Genomic DNA, 18,731 nt, shown 5'->3' with positions numbered 1-18,731 from the left:
TGTGGGTGACTTATGAAACGTTGGACTCAAACAGGTTAACTTGTTTTTGCTTGGCTAAAAAAATTGAAAGAGTTCCGGAAATGCCTCATAATCATTTGTATCAATTAAGGAAGTGGAGGAAATGTTTATTCACTCTACGATTTTGGATTAGCAATTTGGTATTGAATCAAGCCGAGTACAAAGGTAACTTTGATGTATGGCGACTCCTTTTTTTGCTTTGTATCGATTTAGCAGTAGGAGTTTGAGGCAAGAGCCAGAAATTCCAGGTTTTTTTGTAGTAAGTACCGCACTGGAAAACGTGGAAGATGAAGAGGGGTCAGATCCGTTAAGAAAAGTTTCTGAGCGCGAAAAGCCAAACTTATTAGATGGGTTAGAATTCTTAGGGGTTAATCCAAAAGAAGCAATTAAACAAGTTGCGGAAACTCTTTATAAAAAGACCAATAAAGGGCAGGAAGACGTAGAACTTGTAATTGCTATTCATGGTTACAACACGAATGTATCGTCTGTTAAAGATTGGTATCAAACCATCTGGCGATATGCCAATAAAAACATTGGTTCTAAAAATGCTGTTTTTTTAGGCTACCGCTGGTCTTCAGAAAACCTTCATCCCAAGAAGTTATTTCCAGCCCTCAAATCGCTTCCCATTCTACTGGCTGCACTGTTGTATGGTGGCCTTCTTGGCATTCTTTTAAGTCTTCTCCAGGCAACTCAAATTTCTTTAGCAATCTTTACGCTCTGCTTTGCAATTTCTGGATTCTTAGCAACGCTGATTGTTACGTTGATGATTCTGAGAATTGTAGTTTATTTCCGTGACTCCTATCGCGCTAGTCACTTTGGGGTTCCCGATTTGGTGGAGTTGTTTCGACAACTGAATAAAGCATTAGTTGAACAGGGACTTGAGACAAACAAAATTAAGTTAAGTTTTATTGCTCACAGTATGGGAGGATTTGTCACCACAAACGTTGTGCGAATCCTCTCTGACGTGTTTGATCCAGCTTCAGTGGGTGACCTTGACAGTTCAAACAAAGCACCGTCTAAAGATATTGGTGACGTATTCTGTCTTAGTCGGTTGGTGCTTGTATCACCTGATATTTCGGCAGGTACGATTGTTTCCGGACGAGCAAACTTCCTAAAATCATCTCTGCGGCGTTTTGAAGAAGCCTATCTGTTCAGTAATGAAGGGGATTTAGCCCTGCGAATTGCTTCAACAGCCGCTAACTACTTTAGCTTCCCCACCAATGAACGCAAACAAGGGCATCGGCTCGGCAACGTCACCGTGAAGCCCCTTGATAAGCAAAAAGATCCCCAATATGGTGTGGTCAATCAATCAACACTAACGAGAAATCCTCAAGACCCAGAACGGCAGTTAGTGAACTATCTAGAGATTAATGGCTTACTGAATAGTATTCCAATTAGGGAACTGCAAAAGTCTAGCAATCCTGATGAAGAAAGCGTCGCGGATTTATTCACTTACTTCGACTGTACGAATTACCGCGATCGCAAATATAAGAAGACAGGTGCACACCAGCATGACCAGCCAATAGAAGAACTAACAGACGATAAAACTCAACTTCTTTGCTATCGGTTGGATCGCTTTCCTTCTTTTCTTTCCTTTCTCAATACCTTCGCCTATGCGCGTTTGATGTTGGATTGGGGGATACGTAAGGTGATTGATGTACACGGAGGCTATTTTGAAGGCGAATTTACGCGCTCAACCATTTACAAACTTGCATTCACTGGCTTACGAGGGCTGTTGATCTGCCTCAAACCTGAAGAGCAGTACGTACCAAATTCTATAGATCAGGAAATTGCTCAGGTGCGGCAAAAGTTAAGTAGTGTTAGACAAAAAATTAACGAACTCCAAAATGAAACAAGTTCAACTGATAACGCTCACTCTGCTCGATTAAAGCAATTGCAAGTAGAATTTGAAGCATGGGAACAGAAGTCGGAACAGCTTCATTCTGAACCGTATAAACCACTCTTCAAGACACTCTCAGACAAATGTGTTGAAAAACAGATTCAGGTGGCGTTTTCACCCGAACGCTATGAGTCTGAAGTGTTGGGACAGGGATGATGTTAGGACTATGTCCTTGCTGTCTCACTACGAATCGGGTGCTCAACCCAGTTCACTATTTCTCCGGAATGGGTAACTGCCACAACGGACAAGTATACCAACCATTCTTGTCCGGGTCAGAAGCGCGATTCGTGTTGCACTCCTGAATAACCCGTCGATTCCGCTCCAGCAGCAATCGGTTCTGCGCTCCCAAATTCCAAGCAAATACAAAGCCCAACAACCCACTCGTTGCTATAAGTATCCCAACCACCGTCATCAGGTTTTGATGCTTAAAAATAGCAGCCAGCGCTACCCCAATTCCCCGCCAACCTGACTCGGCAATACTAGCATCAATCACAGCCGCCGCCCGTAGTTCTTTCGTCAGCTGATCTGAAGCAATCCTCACGCGACCCACCTCTGACAAGTAGGGACTCAGCACCACCTCAAGAGTTTTCTTCATCTGTTCAGGATGACCTACTAGGTTGCTATCCGTTTGTGTCAGGTGCGCCCTTAATTCAGCAATCTCAATCCTAGTGAGAGCTGTTTCCACAACCCAAGGAAAAATTTTATCCGTTGCTGGAATTCCGCTTTCTTGTAGTAGGTGGAAGAGTTTCTGTTTCAATTCCGTTGGTAGAGTTGGATGCTTCTCGCTTAGAAAACGCCAGATCGGCGAGTCGTTCGGCTTTATCGAGTTGAGCATAGAAATCTTCGAGGTAGGTTTGAATTTCCTGCTGTCCCAAAATCCCAAAATCGGGATAATCTCGCGCATCCCCCCAAGTCAACAGTTTCTTTTGGAGGTTATGCCCATCAATTACCTTCTTCATTTCCAGGTCGAACAAACCTAGCCGCACTACTGGTACTTGATACCGTGATAACAACGCCTGAAAACCCTGAGACTCAAAAAACTCTAAATCCGTTGTATTACGCCCCAGATTAGCAACAAAGATCATCGGCATATGTTGACCAATAGTTTCTGCTGTCGGTGCAAACAAATTCAGAGAATCGTTATCCAAGTCACTGACAAACAGATAACGCATCCGAATCCCCAACCGTTTAGCAGTTGGTGTCACCTTTTTTGACACTAGCCAAGTGAGCAAAGCTTCATTAGTACCCGCCTTACAATTTGCTACAACAGGACGAAGCAAAGCCGCGTCGAGTAAAGAATTTGCCGTACTTGCTCTTGAAGCCTCTTCACTAAAGAACGCCTTTTTGTCGAACTTATGAATGCCGTAATAATTGCTCGTTGTCGCATTACTCTTATCAGTATCAATCAAAAAGAAATCCTGACCGTGATCCAAATGTCGTTGGCAATCCAATCTCGCGCCAAAGGATTTACCAGTACCCCCCTTTTCCCCAGCCCAGAGATTAATCGCATTACTCACAGTTGATATCTCCCAGTCCTAGAAATTAACAGCAGAATTAGCAGTAGTGCTAGCAGTAGAATCTGGTTTGGCTGATGATTTAGTCGCTGGTTTAAAACTTGTAGCTTGTGTTGGCTCTGAGGATGGCTTCGCATTCAACCTCTGCCAATACTTACGAAACGTACTTGGCTGAACTTTAATACCGTAAGTAGCCGCCAGCCTACAAATGTCATCAGCGCTATAACCTTGTTCAAGAGCACGAGCAAACTTCTCTTGATTTGTCTCTAGCAACTTCTCAAAAGAAGCTGGATTAGGCTTATTCCCCCAGTCATCAAGTTCCGTCAGAAACCCATCTGGATTCGGTTGAGCATTCGATAATTGAGGAGCATCAACAGTCGGAGCAGATTTTTTAGATTTAGATTCAGTCGGCATGGCATCGTAGCCTCAAGTAAAATATTGCGTCTACCTGTAGTGCTATCTAATATTACAACAATATACTAATAAGAGGTTACAGCCCCCGAACATGACCCGAAGTGCAGACAGTAAACCCGTGATGCCAAGTAATACCCCCCGTGAATACGCCTACGGGCAAATGATACCCCCTGGTAAAATGTGAAAATTGACTCTGCCCTTGGCAAGCCGTGAACTTTCGGAAAACAACGCTACGCTGTTTTCCTCATCGCTGCGCGACCGTTCAAGCTTGTCAGGGGCGCTCCCCTGAACCCCCAGCCCCTGGTATGTTACCAACTAAAATGAGTAAATTGCTGTGACTAACCCCCCTCCTTTATCAGAGATATTGCAAGGAGTATCTGAAAACTCTCGACTAGAGCTACCTGGAAAAGTAGAACGTCCGAACAAACTCAGCTTTGTCGTGAGTGATGAGGAGTTAGAGATACTCAATCAAGCGAGAGTGGGGATAAAGTTGAGCGAGTACCTCCGGGCTGTTATCTTCAAACAGCGACCTCATATTCCTCGTGCTAGTGTTCCTGCTATTAACCGTGAAACCTTAGTGCAATTAAACAGGATTGGCGGACTGCTCAATCAACAGGCAACCGCCCTAAACACTGCAAAGAGCCAAAATAGCTTTTTGGGAATATCACAGGAATATCTTCAGGAGTGCATCGACAAACTAGAAGAACTGAATCAAGAGCTAAAAGAACTAGGTCGTGCAGTTGTTCTCTTAAACGCTGGAATTGGGAGCAAGGATGATTGGGAAGATTTCTAAAAGTGGCAGCTTTAAAAAGCTAGTTGAGTACCTGGATAAAGAGGATGCAGTTGTCCTCGGAACAAATATGTATGGTCAAGGTAGCAGAGAATTGACTGCTGAATTTATGGCTGTTCGTGACCTAAACCCAGGTATCAAACAACCTGTTTTACACGCATCACTATCTCTGTTACCTGGAGAGTCCCTGAGTGACGAGCAGTTTAGGGAAGCCTGTGAAAAATGGATTGAGAAGATGGGTTTTGACCTGAACAGTAATCAGTATCTGATTATTCGCCATAAAGACACCGAGCATGAACACGCGCACCTTGCTATCAACCGGATAGATATGATCAGTAGCAAGGTAGTGGTTGATAGCTTTGAGCGTTACCGGAGCCAGGAAATTATTCGTCAGCTAGAGCGGAACTATGACTTAGAACCAGTTGCTCCCAGTTGGCAAACGTACAGAAATTATGAGCGTGAGCTAGAGCATCCTCCAGAACTTTCTGAGCGACAGCAGCTAGCAGTAGAAATTGAAAGGGCAGCTCAGGGCAGTCCTACGATGCCAGAATTTTTCCACCGCTTAGTAGAGCGTCAGATTCGAGCCGAAGTAGGCTTTACCCGCAACGGCAAACCCAAGGGCATTATTTATAAGATGGTATCCGGGGAGAAAGTGGCTGGGAATGCTTTGGGTAAAGCTTACAGCTTCCCAGGATTGCAGAAGTACCTGAAAGTGAACTATGAAGAAGCTAGGGATAACAGAGAACTTGCTGAAATTGTTCAGAGCACACGACAACATTACCAAAAGCCACAACAAGCGGGAGCTCCTGCACGAGAGGATCTGGAATTACAGACTTCTCAACCACAGATGAAAACTGTGGTTGACCCGCCTCAGTCAGAGCGGAAAAAACCGCCTATCTGGGAGCCGCAATATGGGATTCCTGCTATCCAGGATTTGATAAAAGCTATCCCCGAAAACATTGAAGAGCCACAAGCTGAAATCCCCGACCTTGCTCACGGACAACGAAAAAAGGCCCAGGCTGCCTATCAACAGTGGTCTAGCCTTGCTAGGACGATTTATCAAGTTGGAGAACTAAAGGCTATTGACCATAGGATCGCGTTTCTAATGCAGGAAGGGCAGCAGTCCACCAACCAGATCGCCCAGGTCTTGGCGCAAAGTCCCGCCGTACAAGAGTTACTTAAGCGCGATCGCACATACACCCAAAGCTACTCCGAATTCTGCCAGTCCTACGCTCGTGACAATCAAGCAACTTGGCAGATTGAGCTTGACCAGTACCGCTCTTCTGGGGAGATAGAGCGTCAGCGCCAGGAGCAGCAGCGTATCGCCAAAGAGCGTCAGCTTATTCAGCAGCAAGAACAACAACATAACTTAAAGCTACTGGGGCAGTGGCATTCGTCAGCGATCGCTTTGGGCAAACCTGCATCATATGTAGAGCGGATTCGAGAAGTCACGGCAGATCATCAACGTGGAATACCGTTGTCAGAGAAGACTATTGCAGCAAGGCAACAGGATTTGGCTGCTTATCAGCGACAGATCCAGATGCAACGTCAGCAGGGAGGGTTGAGTTTATGAAGCTTTTGATATAGGATTTCGTAGTAATGGAACACTAAACAACGTTAAGCTTGAAAGCCAAGGAGAGTAAGGATTATAAATAACCTAATAACAACAAATATAAAGAAACTTTATAAAATATTTCATTTTTTTCCCGAAAGCGATAATTAGGGAGTTGTATTAGATGATAGTAATGTTTCTGCTGGTTAACGTCTTATGAGTGATGAATTTGTAGTCAGGCTCTTTAATTTCATTAGAGATAACGGCAAAGATGTTGATCCAGACCACTATCAAGTTGCCTTTCGCCCAAGTGGGTTAGGCGTTCGGATTGTACTGAAGTACATCCACTCGGATCCAGACAGAGAAGTTGAGCTAGGGAAAATTGGACTTTAAGGGTGAAGGTAACGACGATCCTGTTGGCGAATTGGTTAGAGGGTTTGTGAATCTTAACAACTAATCTCCCAACTCGTTTGTATGGCTCAGTTTCTAGCTAATGAGCCGCACCAGACAAACACAGTAACTGAAAATTTCCGTAGGAGAGTGGTGATGGTATGGGTTTGTAGACTTGCTCAGTATCTCAAACCCTGCTTTTGTTGTTAGCCACTCCTGAAAGTGGGAAGGTTGCCAGTGTTGATGGATATTATTTCTGCTCCCTCAAATATATACACGCGTATCACACGCCCCCACTTGATGGTGTTAACCAAAGTAAGAGACCAGAATATGCATCGCTTTAATTTAGAGCGCAAGTCTTTAGGGATTAAACGAAGGCATCTGCTTGTGGGTGCGGGAGTCCTGACCAGTTTCTCCATTACAAGCCTCTGGCAAAAGCAAGTTGCTGCTCAACCTAGATTAGAGAATGTCATGACAACAGTGCAAGATCTCAGCACAGTCTTAAGGAAGGCAGCACAACGATCTCAAGCGAACACCGTTACTGTTACAGAAACGGAGGTAATTGGATTTGATGCCCAGGCTGCTCTAGCGTTTATCACTATGAGGGAAGCAGAATCGGCTTCAGATACCGCTATAGGCACTCGAACAGTAGTAGTAAAAACTTCTGATGACGGCGTAAGTTGGCGCGAAACCCTCAATACAGATACCGGATCTGTTGTTATCGATGAGCTATTCTTTCTCAGCAATGATGACAACGGTAACATTAAACGCCTTTGGATGATTACTCAGTGGGAGATTGAAGGAACGTACCCAACGCTTTACTGGACGACAGACTTTGGAAAAACGTGGCAGAAGTCCAATGCAATTGATGAATTTCTTCGATCTAAAGGACATTCTTCAGTCAGTTATGCAGAGGGTCTTCGCTTCCGAAACGAAAGCGAAGGGATTGTAATCGCAAAGGGTAATGGTTCTGAAGTGAAAGTCTACTTTCTTCAAACTCGAGATAGTGGAAAAACTTGGGAGGAAATTCAAGCCATTCCCCCTTGGTATTTTGAACAGAATAGCTTGAACTGGCGAAAACGTAACCTTTGGACAGTCAATAAAAAAGAGGAGGAGTTCTCTATCATGAAGCCTGTAGGAGGCTTCCTCCAAACTTTAAAGTCATAGAGGCACTGTGTGTCTGTTTAGAAAAAAGGGAATCGTTTTTGTAGGAGAATACTGGCTGATGGCTTTTTATGTCAACTTAATCCGACAACACCAAAGAAATATATGGCAACTCTCCAAAATGTAGTTACGAACAACCTTCAGATTCCCTATGGAGACATTGCTACCTCTCAGTTAGGAGTAGACACAGAACTCTGCCGAGAAATTCAACAAATTTTAGCTAGCAACAATTTCTATCACTTTACCGTAGATGGGGACTATGGCAGTATTACGCGGGATGCTTTGAGAGATTTTAAAGAAGAGTATGCTCTGACGGGTGGCGATATTCTCGGTCCAACAACGGCTCAATTTTTATTGAGACTTGATACGCTGAGTCCTTCTGGAGATGGAGATAATAACTTTGGCACCAGAGACGGAACAGTAAAAGCGATTATTCGTGAGTGCAGAATGCACGGATTGACTTTAGATTCCCAAATCGCCTACGTGCTTGCCACAGTGGAGCATGAAACGGCTAATAGCTTTAAACCTGTTCGGGAATCTTTCTACTTAAGAGAGCCAGCAGCAGAAAGACATCGAAGGACGCTCCGGTATTATCCTTACTATGGACGTGGGTTCGTACAGTTGACCCTGAAATCTAACTATCAAAAATACAGCGCTATTCTAAGGGAGGACCTTGTGACTTTGCCGAATGGGCCTGATATAGTCATGAGGCCGAATGTTTCCCTGTTTATCCTAGTCCATGGAATGGCCACAGGGCAATTTACGGGAAAACGTTTAGGACAGTACGTTAGCGGAACTCGAACTGACTTTTTTAATGCCAGAAGGGTTGTTAATGACACAGACCGAGCCGAGCATATCGCTGGCATAGCAAGAAGATGGCTATCAAGACTTGACTCTTTTGAGTCTGCTACTCCACTAGAGAATCCTGTAGACACTGGTACAGGATTCTCTGACTTAGAAAGCACTAAATTAAGTGAATTAGAAATTCTACTGTTTAGCAAAACTATGAGTAGTTAAGTTAATTGAGCAAGAGGTTAGTATTGATTAGCTATTACTTGATCCTGACCATCCCATTCTTACTTCTGAATGCTTGTGAATTAGCAAAAACTCAAGATCAGGATTTCCCTCTCCCTAACCCTTCCCAACAATCATCCGCTTCACAAGAATCCTCGTCCGATGCTTGTTCTAATGTTAAAAGATTACTCAATCCTGATGCAGAGCTAACCTCTTCAGAAACTGAGTTAGATCGTTATTTTCGTTTAGCGTTTGATGCAGAAACAGAAGGACATTTTGAAGAAGCAAGTAGCTTTTATCAAAAAGCAGCAGAAATAGCGACTTGTGAGTGTGACCAGCAACACGCTCTAGCTGGAAAACAAGCCGCTCAAGAAGCGAAAGATCTAGTCAGTCATCAGGGAATGGCAAGTAAACCGACTCAGTTTTTTTGGGCTCGATTGCAGGAATTAACACGATCGCTTCCCTGTGTACAAATTCAAGAATAATGACTTATTGAAGGTAATAATGTGGTGTGTTGTCATTGGAGTTTATCCAAAAAATTACTGTTCTGATCCTTTAGCTGTCTTCATTAAATTTTTTGATTTGATCTAGGAGAAAATATATGCTCTCTAAACGCAATAGTTTACCTTTGCCTCCACCACAGGAGATTCAAACCCCTGGATTTGCCGCTAATACTGATGATCTTAATCTTGATGACCTTAAGCAGCAAAAAGAACAAATGGCCCGTCAAGTAGAAGAAATGGAAGTTCTTATAGAGCGAGCCATCCTTGAAACTATATGCGGGACTGAAGATGAAAGCCAAGATGTAGAATCTTACGACGGAACGTTAGGTGTTAGTAAAGAATTTGTCCAGAAATTCTCTATCTCTATAGCTCAATTGCAGTGGGTAGAAGATTTAAACATACGCTTCAGTAATCCTAGCGAATCATCAGGTAATGTCCAAGGACGGCGTTGGGGTACAGGCGGTCTTATTGATGATGATAAATTCTTGACGGCGGGACACTGCTTCGATCAGGAAGGTAATGGCTGGACACGTCCTAGTCGTAATGGCGAGACAATTTCTCCTCAAGAAATTGCCAAACTAATGCATTTGAACTTTAATTTTCAAATCGATTCTGCATCTGCAACTGATGAGCCGCGCCCCGATGATCGTTTTCCGATTGTCGAGCTTTTAGAATATCGAATTGGAAATGTAGATTATGCAATCGTGCAAGTTGGTCGTAATGTAGACGGACAATTACCTTCCCAAAAGTACGGAAAGTTGAAAGTGGCTAAACAGGATTTAACCGAAAGCAATGCAATGCTGTGTTTAATCCAGCATCCTCAAGGAAGGCCGAAGCGCATTGAAGCAGGGCCATTGCACAGTAACAGTAATGGTATAATTCTCTACGCTAGTATTGACACCTTAGGAGGCTCTTCAGGTGCTCCCATTCTTTCTGGCGATACAGGAGAAGTGGTAGGAGTACATACTAATGGTGGCTGTACAACTTCCAGTGATGGTGAGAACTCTGGCGTTGCCATAGGGGTGATTCGTAGACTGTCCACTGTATTAAATGGCACGGAAACTCCAGTCACAGTATTTCCAACAGCTACTGACTTAGAAACGGTTGATAATGAAACCCCCATCGAACTTGAAGATACCCCATGTTTTGCTCTTTTAGAAGATGATGATTTTGAAGAAAATATTTTAGAGGCAGTTCCTTTTCCTGCAATCAATGTTCAGCTTCCAGAACGAGGGCAAAGCTACTATAGTTATTCAAGATTTAAATGGAAACAATTTGGGTTAGCAGAAACGATACAAGCCATAGAAAATATTGCATCAGCTTGGTTTCAGATCCATCGAACCGGCCCTCTGATTGGCGTAGGCAACATCAGTGTTAAAGGCGGTGGCCCCGTTTCACCCCATAAAGATCACCAAAAAGGTCTTGATGTCGATTTCCGACTTCTAAGAAAAGATGGAGCCAAAATCGGCGTTACTTTTCGAGATCCAAATTATTCCCGCCCTCGAACTCAAGAATTAGTAAATGTTATCAGAGGTAATCTTATTCTTCCAGTTGTCAAAATTTTCTTCAACGATACTTTGGTAACAGGAGTAGAGCCTCTTATCGGACATGACGATCATCTTCATGTCCGATTTAAAAAATAGGGTTAATTATGTTTAGAGGAAAGCAAATTCATCACAGGTCAGCACATTTATATCGCTGGTGACGTGGGTCTGGCATTGTTTTGGAACATTCTAGGCAATTTAAAATGTCTTTGGATGGAATATTATCGGTCTATGTAACTAAGCCGCTCCGTCATCCAGGGAACTAAGTTACTGAACCAGCAAAGGCAAAATCAGGCTTCTAGCCCTTGTAGTAGATTCACCTTAGTAGATTCGCCAACAACATCGGATAATACTCGCACCCTGCTAAGTAGGGTTAGTTTTCTTCACCTTAGCGCGATCGCACTTGTCGAAGTTGAGATACACAGGTGCGTGCGATCACATTACTCAAACACAGTCGTATTTGTGAAATTCGTGCGCTAGTTAAAGACTTGATATTAGAAAAAGTCTAAAAATCCCTTAGCTGATAAACATAACTTCTGATGGAAAATACGTAAAGTTATGATATCTAGAACTCAAATTTCGGACACCATAGCATTTGACATTACTCCCATTGATAAGGACTTGTCTAAAAAGGTTCTTGGCTACTATTTAGTAAGTACAGCAACTATCTATGTTGAAGATACTCATAGTGAGCCAGATAAAAGAGCGGTAGAAAAAGAGGTTAAGAATATTGCATCACACTTAATTAATAGCGATGAGCCACAACTAACTATTGCTATTCACGGCTATGCCAACACAAAGTCTGATACTCAAAAAAGAGATAAAAATATATATGAATACGCTAAAAATATTTGCACATCGAACAATGTTTTTGTTGGCTATCGTTGGCCTGCCGAAAATCCAGCTAAGGACGATCCTGAACCAGCTAATAGTAAACCTAAATCGTTTTTAGATAAGATTAAATTCGCTCTTCAATCTCTACCAACTCTATTATTAGGCATACTAATTAGCACGCTAATACTTGGGATTACTACAGTTTCTCTATTGCTAATAAAGCCTACTGTATTTAATCTGGTAGTAACTTTTCTGTCAATTTTTCTAGTGTCTACCTCGCTAAGTTTTTTGTTAAGTAGACTTGGAGAAGCAAATAGATTTCTACCCCCCATTCCTAATGGATTAATTTTAGTTTTTTTTGCTTCTTTGATTGGTGCTATCGCTACTCATACGCTTACTATCCCTATAAATTCTGACTCCTTACTCGTGCTCCTTGCAGTTTTATTTGTACTGTTTTTTGGAGTAGTTTTAGCATTAATTGCGCTGAGATTATCAACTTATCCAGGCGATCGCTACAGAGCTAGCAACTATGGTGTTATAGATTTAGTGGAATTTATTAGGCAGCTCGATCAAGCCTTGATTGAAAAAGCTTGTGAACAGGCAGGTATACCACAATGTCAATGGTCGGATGTCAAGAAGATTGAAGATGAACGAATTAATAAAGACAGAGTAAGGCTGTCATTTATTAGTCACAGCTTGGGATGTGAAGTAGTTACACAGACAATTCGTATCCTCTCTGATGTATTCGAGCCTAATTCGATAGAGATATCTGAAGAAAATTTAACTGGAAAAGACCCTTCTTCAAAAATTGGTCGTGTTTTTAGTCTAGGAAGGCTGGTTCTAGTTGCGCCCGACATCCCTGTAGAATCAATCCTATCTGGAAGAGCTAACTTCTTACGCTCATCACTACGTCGCTGTGAAGAAGCTTATGTTTTCAGCAATGAGGCAGATTTAGCTTTACGTCTTGCTTCGACAGCAGCAAATTACTTTAGCTTTCCAGCTAGGACTCGTTTTAGGGGCTACAAACTTGGTAATGTAACTGCTAAACACTTTATAAATAAGTTTGACTGTCGTAACCGAAGACTCAAAGATGATGAGAAATATGGCATCATCAATCTCAATAAGGGTGAACATAATTACCCCTACAAAAATATTGAAGTTCGTGCTTCAAACCTGGAGCATAGGAGACTTGATGAACTTTTACAGTCAGAAAAAGAAGAGAGTGAAAAGCAGATTTTGGAGGAGGAAGCAGTCGCAGATTTCTTTACCTACTTTGACTGTACAGATTATGTAGACTTTAAAGGTGCTCCGACAAAATCAGACCCCAAAAATGGAAAACCAGAAGGGGTTGTTAGTCATGCACCAAGGAGATCTGCATTAAATCTTTGGTGGGATTATATCATCCTTTGCTTTGCTTACTTTTTTTCAATTCCAAGACATATAAATGTTCATGGTGGCTACTTTGAAGGCAAGTTTAGTCAGCGACTCATCTATGATATTGCTTTCCTTGGGTTTAAGGGATGTCTTACTGAGAATTTCAACGGTTCGCTTAATGATTTCTCAAAAGATTGTCAAAATAAAGGTATTCAAGTCGTGCTTGCTTCCAAAGATTTACCAAAGGCACCTAGTGGAGAATCTCCATGTCACTATCGCTAAATCACTTCCTGTTTAACCATAAAAGTTTAATTCATCAAGAGATAACCCATGAAGTTTATTGGCGGTATGGTGAAACTTTAACAGGCGAAATTGGTCCGGCTGTCTTAATTATGTATTAAATACCTGGTATGACGGAGCGGTGTCTACAGCTAGGGGTGAAATGAGCTGTTGCACTACTTACAGTTTAAAACCGTACCCTTGACTACCTAGATCATCATCCTTTCTGCAACGCCGAAAATTCAACATCTTTTGGAGATCGCATAATTTAATGAACCTAAATTTAGTTAGTATCTTTTCATCATTTATGGTTCCTGCGCTCAATGAATTTCAAGCTTGGGCTTTGCAGAAACCGGATGAAAGCCTTAGCAAGAAACTCCTTCCGATCATTAGCTTCGTCGAGGGTCTCATTGCAAACCAACCCACCTACTTAGACAGTAAGCGGCTTGCCCTCGGACAAAACTTTTGTTGTGCTGGACAGGTAGTGATGGGCGAGTTCGACGTGATTGAAACGGCGCTTACCTCACCCCAGTCCCGAACATGGCGTCTCGGCACCACTATACTGGACAAGAATTATGCACCCAACCAAGATGTTGGCGGCAGGAATGTCTTCCTCCTCTCCCTGTCAGATGAGGAAGCTGGTGGCAGCAACGACCACGAGTCATTTAGGAAATGTATGCAGGCCTATCTCCTAAATGATGCCACAACAGAGCGTCAGTGCGATGCTACCGCTTCGCGGCTACTTGATCAGTTGGGAGCAGATTACGTGGAGATGCCCCATGGTAGGAACGGCACTTTCTTCACCAACGATCAGCGTGGTTGGATGGGATTTCTTGTGAGGTACCTGCACTATGTGCTCTTTGGGCTAGACCCAGACGACGAAGAGTCAATCGGTTTTCTGACGGAATTGCACTACACGCGCATGGGAACCTTGCACTACTTTGCGGGTATCGGTCGCATTTTACAGAGTCTGAACCTAAAGGGACACAAAAATCTGACCGATCTAATCGAGCGAGCCGCGACGATCTATGAAAATTCGCCAGCCCTCGCAGACTTTAAGCAGGATTGCTCCGCAGAAAACGGCATGACTCGGCGCGAACTCGCAAAGCTTATGACCTCTATCATCAGTATTGCAGCGCTACAAGGCCCGCTACACCTTGGTTATACGGCAATGGGATATCGTCCTCTCCCTGCCTATAAGGGGCGACAGACCGCTGATATCGATCCGACCCATTATTGGGATGCGCTCGATTTGGACGACCGAGAGTCCGTACGGCTCTACCTGCTAGAGTGCGCCCGACTCTGGGCACCTGTTAGTGCCACACATCGGGTCGCTACTGAATCTTTTACGGCAACGGTAGCAGGAGCGGAACGAACCTTTCCTAAAGGCACCAAGATTCTGATACCCATGAGTCTAGGGCTTCTAGACGAAGGTTTTTGGGGTTCTACAGCCTATGAATTTAACGCGAAACGCGAGAATCTATGTCCCTTTCACATGGGCTTTCATTCGGTTGGCAATCGCAGTGCAGGACGCATCTGTCCGGGCAAGGATATTGCACTAGATATGCTTGTGGATGTTGTGAGAGTAGTGGGAAAGGTACGTCGCTCCGCCCTCTAACCTAATGTTTTGGTCGCAGAAGCAGGAAATCTCTAAAAATATCGGGAATGAGCGTATCTGTAAATCCGAGGCAATGTATGGAAAGCAAAACGGGTCAAGAATTTCAAGTTGAGTTCAGAGAACTCAACGCAAATAAAATGACATTTCGATGTCGGGTCTGTGGGCTTGAAAATAATGGAGAGCCTGTTATATTACTTCATGGTTTTCCTGAAACGTCCCACTTGTGGCAGGGCATTTTGATATCTCTCGCATCCAGAGGATATAGATGCTTAGCTCCAGACCTGCGAGGCTATAGTCCACGGGCAAGACCCAAAGCTATAGAAAGCTATCGCATCGATAAAATTGCCTCAGATGTTGTAGCCCTTGCGGATGCCATAGGGTTTCAAAAATTTCACCTTGTAGGACATGACTGGGGGTCTGGATGCGGATGGACTGTTGTTGAACTGTATCCCGATCGGGTGAATAGCTGGTCTGCCTTATCCATCCCTCACATGGATGCATTTAGCCGGGCAAAAAAAACAGATCCTGATCAAAAACGGCGAAGCTGGTATATAAATTTATTCCAGCTGCCAATAATTCCCGAACTACTGCTTGGCTTTGCGGTTGCCGGAGACCGTCCTTCACTTTGGAAAATATCTTCTGATTCAGAAGTAATGGACTATCTGACTGTTTTCAAAGAATTTGAGGGTCGCAGGGCCGCAATCAACTGGTACAGAGCCAATAAGGAACTTCCGATCCCCTATGGCGATGTTTCCGTCCCAACCGTGCTGATATGGGGAAATCAAGATATTGCGGTCGGTCGTTCCAGCATAGAAATGACAAAAAACTATATGAAAGGGGAATATACCAGGATCGAACTTGATGCAGGACATGCACTAGTGCAGGAGAAATTCGAACAGATAAACCAGGAAATCTTGAGTCATATCCAACGACACCCGATCTAGTAAATCACCCTGCCGCCAGCGGATGAAGATAAGCGTCAATCATGTCCGAGGCTTACCCCATAGATTCAGGAACCCCTAGATATTAATACTTTGCGGAATTTTAGAAGGCAGTAAAACATTGTAATGTGTAGAACGAACTTCGTTTCTGGCATTGATTTTTAACTCAATTGTGCAAAGCTTTTCCTGAAATTCTTGTAAAAGCTTTACTACACGACTATCTGCAAAATATGAATCACCATAATTTCCCAGTTGTGTGTAGTAGATAGAACCCAATAAATAGGTCATATTCATTTGAGTTTCTGCCTGAGAGAGCGAGGGAAGCAACGCAAAATAATCCGCTTCATTAATCTGAATACTTGTCTTAGGTGCTTCTCTGTAACCTGCCAAGGGCATATTAGGCATATAGGTTATGAAAGATGACTGCGGAAAATTTACAGCGGCATGGCTAGCGCTGCCTGTGAATATTATTAGGGTTACCGCCTCAATCAAGTATGCCAAGGTTCTGATCTGAGGTATGGAGTCATCATTAGTTATTTCTCCAATCCCTGTCATTTGACCTCCTTTTGGATCGGTTAAATCTTTGATCCAGTCTTGAATCTCTGGATTGTTTTGAACTGCACTATCATCTTCATAAAACAGCTTTAAGTAGCTCGAAACCCAGTCATGAATCGCATCCCAGATCAAAAGTGCATCATCCCGATAGGGATAGTCAGGTAGGAAATGAGGCTCATCTACACCACGGCTCTTCAATGTCATTGGCAAAAATGACTCGTTAAAGGGAAAGGGATATTCCTTTGCACCTTTGATGCTAAGCAACAGTGAAGACTCTAATGTTCCAGCCGCTACATTATCAACTGTTCCTCCCACATTGACAAGTCCTTTTACCGCAGAATCATTGATAAACAAAGTGCCCTCAAGGTGAGGTCTTAATAAAGCTCCTACTGGGTGCTCTAAAGGGAGCTTTCGATAGGTTGCGATCGCGATTGGTTCCATTCGTAAATGGGTTCCGCCCAGGTGAGAAATGAACTCGTGATAGTTGCCATCAGCGATTTGGACAATTAACTTTGCCATTTGCCATGCCCATCGTTCTGAAGAGGATGTGTTGAGCGATGGTGCAATAAAAATAGGATTGTCTGGGGATGGCTCCTGGTAACATTGAATCGCAACCGGAACTAGCCTGCGATTTGGACAATCACCCGACTCAACCGCAAACAATGCGATTGGTTGATATATATATTTTTGAACCTTGCGGCCCTTTTCTATTTCTATCTTCCCAGGGTTAATGTCTTTAAGAACCTTGTAATCTGTTATGTAGAGCCTCTTTTCTTCAAGGGCTTTCTGGAGAGAATCACTAGAACCCATTACAGATTGATATTGCACATTAGTAACTGGAAACTTCTCTATAAGGGCTGGGAGACGTTCGATTACCAATGGATTTGCACCTGCAACTCGTTGAGACGCAAAGACCCTGTCTTCTTGTGTATAGTTAGCAACACATGGTAAATAAATAATCTGAAATAAATCTTGATAGTTTTTGAATGAAAGCTGTGAAGTTATCTTTTGAGAGCGCTTTTCTTGTTCTTGAATGCTTTTCACTTTCTCGGTAATATTCTTTTCAATTATGATATTAGCAAGATGATCTGCACTTGGTTGAGTATCTTCTGCTTTGGGATTCTGTCTGGGTTCCCTAGATGTAAATTTTAAAATTCCGATCAAAGAGTTGTAGATATTCCTAATTAATTTTGAATTTTTGGAACTGTTTAGGAATGTCAAAAATCTAATATCAAAAATAAATCTAAGAGTAGAACATCGCTCTTGGTTAATTACGACATCATACATTGCCTGATTAGAGCGAATTAGCAGTAGTGCAGAGGCGACATCATTAGCCCATTTTGGTTTTGTAAGCGAGTTATCCTCAAAGAAAACAGATGCAGCCATCGGATATTTTAGATTGGGACTTATATTAGTAAATGCTTCATAGGTATACTCATACTTTTTGCGTAGAGAAGCATTTTGTGAAGGGATGATAGTCATTTCAATAACCAAAATAATCTATAGTATAATCGACAAAATATAGAGTGTTGTTGTAGATTTGTTACTTTAGAAAAACAGAGCTATAGCAAATCTACAACAACACCCAATTAGCAGCGAGCGCGTCCTTGAGCCCTTCCCGAATACCGTCACCAACGCTCCGTTGTCTGCCTCGCGAAAGTCTGACCAGTTTAACCCCACCAATTCCGAGACTCTTAGACCGAGGAAATAGAGCATCTTTAAAAAACACCATATTTGCTCCATCCAGACCCCGAATACAAATGTCAAAAAGTTCAATAGGATCTGTGATGCTAGAACACTCCTGTTGCGGCAGGTAAACCGAATAGCCCGCCGTCCTTAGTCGGTCAGCCAATCTCTGGTTAAACCCTATCTCTGCCTGGGTAAACAGCAGACCCGCTAGATAAATCTATGAGATAGATGAAGTCGTCATAAAAGGTCTCCAAGAGCAGATATTAGTCCCACTTGGGGGCATCCACAACACCCCAATCGAGAATTTTATCCGCTCTGTTAAGGGCGCATGATGGGACAATGATTGACGAGAAGTGTCGTTCTCTCAAGTTATTCTCGCTCCGTGCATTATGAGTGACGTTCTAGCTCCGCTCGATCACCCCAAACCGCTGGAATTAGCTACCCCACTGCCCTTGACTCAACACCCGGCGGCGGTGTACCTGTCCGGGCTAGGAACTGGGTCAAGGAGAACGATGCGAGAAGCCTTAAATGCGATCGCCTCTCTACTCACCAACGGACACTGCGATGCTTTCACACTCGATTGGTCAAAGCTGCGCTACCAGCATACAGCAGCTGTTCGGGCTGTCTTGATGGAGAAG

The 18,731-nt window shown here is 43.2% G+C and carries 15 protein-coding genes and 1 pseudogene; 12 read left to right on the top strand and 4 right to left on the bottom strand.

Translation table 11 applies throughout. The features are described from left to right. Positions 1-196: 196 nt before the first annotated feature. A complete protein-coding gene (locus ACEW80_RS09125) occupies positions 197-2,074 on the top strand; it encodes a hypothetical protein (RefSeq protein WP_373526278.1) in 1,878 nt (625 codons plus the stop codon). Positions 2,075-2,129: 55 nt separating this feature from the next. Here ACEW80_RS09125 and ACEW80_RS09120 read toward each other — a convergent pair whose 3' ends face one another. Genes ACEW80_RS09120 through ACEW80_RS09110 form a run of 3 tightly spaced genes read right to left on the bottom strand, consistent with a single transcriptional unit; the run spans position 2,130 to position 3,846 of the window. Beyond that, positions 2,130-2,603 carry a hypothetical protein gene (locus ACEW80_RS09120; RefSeq protein WP_373526277.1) on the bottom strand — a complete coding sequence of 158 codons (474 nt, stop codon included), beginning with the start codon at positions 2,601-2,603 and terminating at the stop codon, positions 2,130-2,132. A 16-nt stretch (positions 2,604-2,619) separates the two neighbouring features. After that, positions 2,620-3,435, bottom strand: coding sequence for a hypothetical protein (locus ACEW80_RS09115; RefSeq protein WP_373526276.1), 816 nt, complete (start codon positions 3,433-3,435; stop codon positions 2,620-2,622). 18 nt (positions 3,436-3,453) lie between these two features. Next, positions 3,454-3,846: a hypothetical protein gene (locus tag ACEW80_RS09110; RefSeq protein WP_373526275.1), complete on the bottom strand. Its 393-nt coding sequence runs from the start codon at positions 3,844-3,846 to the stop codon at positions 3,454-3,456. A gap of 334 nt (positions 3,847-4,180) precedes the next feature. Here ACEW80_RS09110 and ACEW80_RS09105 point away from each other — a divergent pair, with 334 nt between their 5' ends. The 10 genes from ACEW80_RS09105 (at position 4,181) to ACEW80_RS09060 (ending at position 15,852) form a co-directional block, all read left to right on the top strand. Next, entirely contained in the window at positions 4,181-4,639 is a 459-nt protein-coding gene (locus ACEW80_RS09105; protein WP_373526274.1) for a hypothetical protein, read from the top strand. After that, positions 4,620-6,209 carry a relaxase/mobilization nuclease domain-containing protein gene (locus tag ACEW80_RS09100; protein WP_373526273.1) on the top strand — a complete coding sequence of 530 codons (1,590 nt, stop codon included), beginning with the start codon at positions 4,620-4,622 and terminating at the stop codon, positions 6,207-6,209. Before ACEW80_RS09105 ends, ACEW80_RS09100 begins: the two co-directional genes overlap by 20 nt. A 699-nt stretch (positions 6,210-6,908) precedes the next feature. Continuing rightward, positions 6,909-7,745, top strand: coding sequence for a WD40/YVTN/BNR-like repeat-containing protein (locus tag ACEW80_RS09095; RefSeq protein WP_373526272.1), 837 nt, complete (start codon positions 6,909-6,911; stop codon positions 7,743-7,745). Positions 7,746-7,847: 102 nt separating this feature from the next. Continuing rightward, the gene (locus ACEW80_RS09090) at positions 7,848-8,759 is read left to right on the top strand and encodes a peptidoglycan-binding protein (RefSeq protein ID WP_373526271.1); all 912 of its coding nucleotides are present in this window, start codon (positions 7,848-7,850) and stop codon (positions 8,757-8,759) included. Between the two features lie 23 nt (positions 8,760-8,782). After that, positions 8,783-9,241, top strand: coding sequence for a hypothetical protein (locus ACEW80_RS09085; protein WP_373526270.1), 459 nt, complete (start codon positions 8,783-8,785; stop codon positions 9,239-9,241). A 116-nt stretch (positions 9,242-9,357) separates the two neighbouring features. Continuing rightward, entirely contained in the window at positions 9,358-10,902 is a 1,545-nt protein-coding gene (locus tag ACEW80_RS09080; protein WP_373526269.1) for a serine protease, read from the top strand. Between the two features lie 459 nt (positions 10,903-11,361). Then, the gene (locus ACEW80_RS09075; RefSeq protein ID WP_373526268.1) at positions 11,362-13,293 is read left to right on the top strand and encodes a hypothetical protein; all 1,932 of its coding nucleotides are present in this window, start codon (positions 11,362-11,364) and stop codon (positions 13,291-13,293) included. Continuing rightward, positions 13,278-13,412: a hypothetical protein gene (locus ACEW80_RS09070; protein WP_373526267.1), complete on the top strand. Its 135-nt coding sequence runs from the start codon at positions 13,278-13,280 to the stop codon at positions 13,410-13,412. Before ACEW80_RS09075 ends, ACEW80_RS09070 begins: the two co-directional genes overlap by 16 nt. 149 nt (positions 13,413-13,561) lie before the next feature. Beyond that, positions 13,562-14,908 (top strand): cytochrome 450, encoded by a 1,347-nt coding sequence (locus tag ACEW80_RS09065; protein WP_373526266.1) that lies wholly within the window; start codon positions 13,562-13,564, stop codon positions 14,906-14,908. 77 nt (positions 14,909-14,985) lie between these two features. Then, a complete protein-coding gene (locus ACEW80_RS09060; protein ID WP_373526265.1) occupies positions 14,986-15,852 on the top strand; it encodes an alpha/beta fold hydrolase in 867 nt (288 codons plus the stop codon). A 75-nt stretch (positions 15,853-15,927) separates the two neighbouring features. Here the strand turns inward: ACEW80_RS09060 and ACEW80_RS09055 are convergent, their stop codons facing one another. Beyond that, positions 15,928-17,898, bottom strand: coding sequence for a lipoxygenase family protein (locus tag ACEW80_RS09055; protein WP_373526264.1), 1,971 nt, complete (start codon positions 17,896-17,898; stop codon positions 15,928-15,930). Positions 17,899-18,482: 584 nt separating this feature from the next. Between ACEW80_RS09055 and ACEW80_RS09050 the strand changes: the two are divergent. Next, a pseudogene (locus ACEW80_RS09050) lies at positions 18,483-18,731 on the top strand (hypothetical protein); the annotation flags it as partial.

Origin of the sequence: Nostoc sp. (assembly GCF_041747015.1) — a bacterium.
Lineage (GTDB): Bacteria > Cyanobacteriota > Cyanobacteriia > Cyanobacteriales > Nostocaceae > Nostoc.
Note: the sequence above shows the minus strand (reverse complement) of the source record. Positions and strands in the feature narration are given on the sequence as shown.

Coding starts and splice junctions, on each gene's coding strand:
- ACEW80_RS09125 (WP_373526278.1), top strand. CDS start 197: ATGGCGACTCCTTTTTTTGCTTTGTATCGATTTAGCAGTAGGAGTTTG.
- ACEW80_RS09110 (WP_373526275.1), bottom strand. CDS start 3,846: ATGCCGACTGAATCTAAATCTAAAAAATCTGCTCCGACTGTTGATGCT.
- ACEW80_RS09100 (WP_373526273.1), top strand. CDS start 4,620: ATGATTGGGAAGATTTCTAAAAGTGGCAGCTTTAAAAAGCTAGTTGAG.
- ACEW80_RS09095 (WP_373526272.1), top strand. CDS start 6,909: ATGCATCGCTTTAATTTAGAGCGCAAGTCTTTAGGGATTAAACGAAGG.
- ACEW80_RS09090 (WP_373526271.1), top strand. CDS start 7,848: ATGGCAACTCTCCAAAATGTAGTTACGAACAACCTTCAGATTCCCTAT.
- ACEW80_RS09080 (WP_373526269.1), top strand. CDS start 9,358: ATGCTCTCTAAACGCAATAGTTTACCTTTGCCTCCACCACAGGAGATT.
- ACEW80_RS09075 (WP_373526268.1), top strand. CDS start 11,362: ATGATATCTAGAACTCAAATTTCGGACACCATAGCATTTGACATTACT.
- ACEW80_RS09070 (WP_373526267.1), top strand. CDS start 13,278: ATGTCACTATCGCTAAATCACTTCCTGTTTAACCATAAAAGTTTAATT.
- ACEW80_RS09065 (WP_373526266.1), top strand. CDS start 13,562: ATGAACCTAAATTTAGTTAGTATCTTTTCATCATTTATGGTTCCTGCG.
- ACEW80_RS09060 (WP_373526265.1), top strand. CDS start 14,986: ATGGAAAGCAAAACGGGTCAAGAATTTCAAGTTGAGTTCAGAGAACTC.